Source organism: Collinsella sp. TF10-11AT (genome assembly GCF_003437565.1).
GTDB lineage: Bacteria > Actinomycetota > Coriobacteriia > Coriobacteriales > Coriobacteriaceae > Collinsella.
Genome location: NZ_QSQW01000027.1, coordinates 1 through 2,114, shown reverse-complemented (window position 1 = coordinate 2,114; position 2,114 = coordinate 1). Strand labels below are relative to the sequence as shown.

At 55.9% G+C, this 2,114-nt stretch carries 1 protein-coding gene; it reads right to left on the bottom strand.

Annotated features, from left to right (window positions below; translation table 11 throughout):
- Nucleotides 1–144: 144 nt before the first annotated feature.
- Entirely contained in the window at nucleotides 145–1,839 is a 1,695-nt protein-coding gene (locus DXC99_RS10165) for a phospho-sugar mutase (protein ID WP_117630084.1), read from the bottom strand.
- Nucleotides 1,840–2,114 lie beyond the last annotated feature (275 nt).

The following is a 2,114-nucleotide window of genomic DNA, read 5'->3' as shown; positions in this document are numbered from 1 at the left end:
GGAGGGGCGCCGGGGGCGGGAATCTGGGCGTACACATTTCCTACACAGTTTGGGATTCTCAGCTGTATTTAAAAGTAATAAAGAGGGGACCTCGTTTCCGAGATCCCCTCCTCCGTCTATCTATAGAAATAGGCTTTCAAAGCCTTAGGCCAAGAGCTTGCGACCGGACTCCTCGATCGCGTCAAGTGCTGCATCAGCCTCGGCGGCATCCGCGCCCTTAGCGAAGATGTACAGCTTAATCTTGGGCTCGGTGCCAGAAGGACGGACGATACCCTTGTTACCACCCTCGAGATCGAACTCAATGACATTAGCCTTCGGCAGGCCGTTCACGCAGGTGTTGTAATCCACGACGGCCTCAATCTTGGAACCGGCGAGCTCCGCGGGCGGGTTCTCGCGCAAACCAGCCATGATGCCGGCCATCTTTGCCGCACCCTCAGCGCCCGGATAGCTTAGCGAAATCGTCTTGTTGTGATAGTAGCCATACTTCTCGTACAGCTCGTGCATCGCATCGGCAAGGTTCTTACCCTGGAGCTTGTAATACTGCGCCATCTGGCAAATCAGAAGCGAAGTGCTCACGGCGTCCTTGTCGCGCACGTGGTCGCCGGCCAGATAGCCGTAGCTCTCCTCGAAACCGAAGATAAAGCGATCGACCTCGCCAGCATCGGAAAGAGAAGTAATGATGTCGCCGATGTACTTGAAGCCCGTCAGGCAGCGGCGAAGCTCAAAACCGTACTCGTCGGCCAGAGCGTCAACCATGGCGGAAGAAACGATAGTAGTAACGGCAACCTTCTTAGTGAGGTCCTCACCGCGGGCAGCACGGGTCTTGCAGATATAGTCGAGCAGCAGAACGCCCATCTCATTGCCGGTCAGCAGCAGATAGTCATCGCCATTTTTAACGGCAACGCCAACACGGTCGGCGTCGGGATCGGTTGCAAGCAGCAAATCAGGGTGAACCTGCTCGCAGAGATCGATGCCCTTCTGCATGGCCTGACGGATCTCGGGGTTAGGATACGGGCAGGTCGGGAAATCGCCGTTAGGCTCCTTCTGCTCGGGAACAACCGTGACATCGGTGATGCCAGCGCGCTCGAGCACCGTAGTAACGGGAATGAGGCCGGTGCCGTTGAGCGGAGTGTAGACGAGCTTAAGCGGAGCGCCAGCGATCTCCTCGGCAGAAAGGTTAGTCACGCCGCGCGCGAGAACGGCGTCGTAATAACGCTCGAGGCATGAGCCTTCGATCCATTTAACCAGACCCTGCTCAAGAGCCTCATCAAAGTCCATGGACTTCACGCCGGTGAATGTATCGGTCTCGGCGATAGCCTTAGAAATTGCATCGGCGGCCTCGCTGGTGATCTGGCAGCCGTCGGGGCCATAGGCCTTATAGCCGTTATACGGTGCCGGGTTATGACTAGCGGTCATGCAAATGCCACCGGAGCACTTAAGATCACGGACGGCCCAGGAGAGCGTCGGCACAGGAGAAATCTTGGGATAAACGAGGGCAGTCACGCCGTTTGCTGCAAGAATGGCAGCCGTCGTCTTAACGAACAGCTCACCTTTATTGCGGCTATCGCGAGCGATGGCAACCGTTGGATGCTCGAAGGTCGCATTGAGGTAGTCAGCGAATCCCTGGGTCGCACGACCGACCGTATAGATATTCATACGGTTAGTGCCCGCACCGATAGTGCCGCGAAGGCCGGCAGTACCGAAGGCGAGATCTTGGAAGAAAGCATCGGTGATGGCGTCCTCATCACCCTGCTCCTTCATCGTGTTAAGCTCAGCGAGGAGCTCCTCGTCCTTGACATTGGCAATCCAAGTATCAAGCAGCTCATGAACATCTGCCATGTGAGTCCTTCCGTCACAATCAATAAAACGACCCGTGTAAAAACAGGACAAGCGCAGCAGTGCGCTAAAGCAAATATTAGTCCATTGAGAACAGAGAACCGACCAAAGAACGGTGAACGTCTATATTCAGCGGTGGATGATTAAATTGATTTAATTGCATAAGGAATGTTGCCTGTAAACGCAAAAAAAGGGGGAGGCCGCGAGGCCTCCTCCTTCTTCAAGCCATCCGACGGCTCGGTGCCGTCCACCGGTCAGCGGCGCCCTGGCCTCCCACG

What these genes read in the sequence shown, in the direction of transcription:
- DXC99_RS10165 (WP_117630084.1), bottom strand. Translation starts at nt 1,839, where the DNA reads ATGGCAGATGTTCATGAGCTGCTTGATACTTGGATTGCCAATGTCAAG.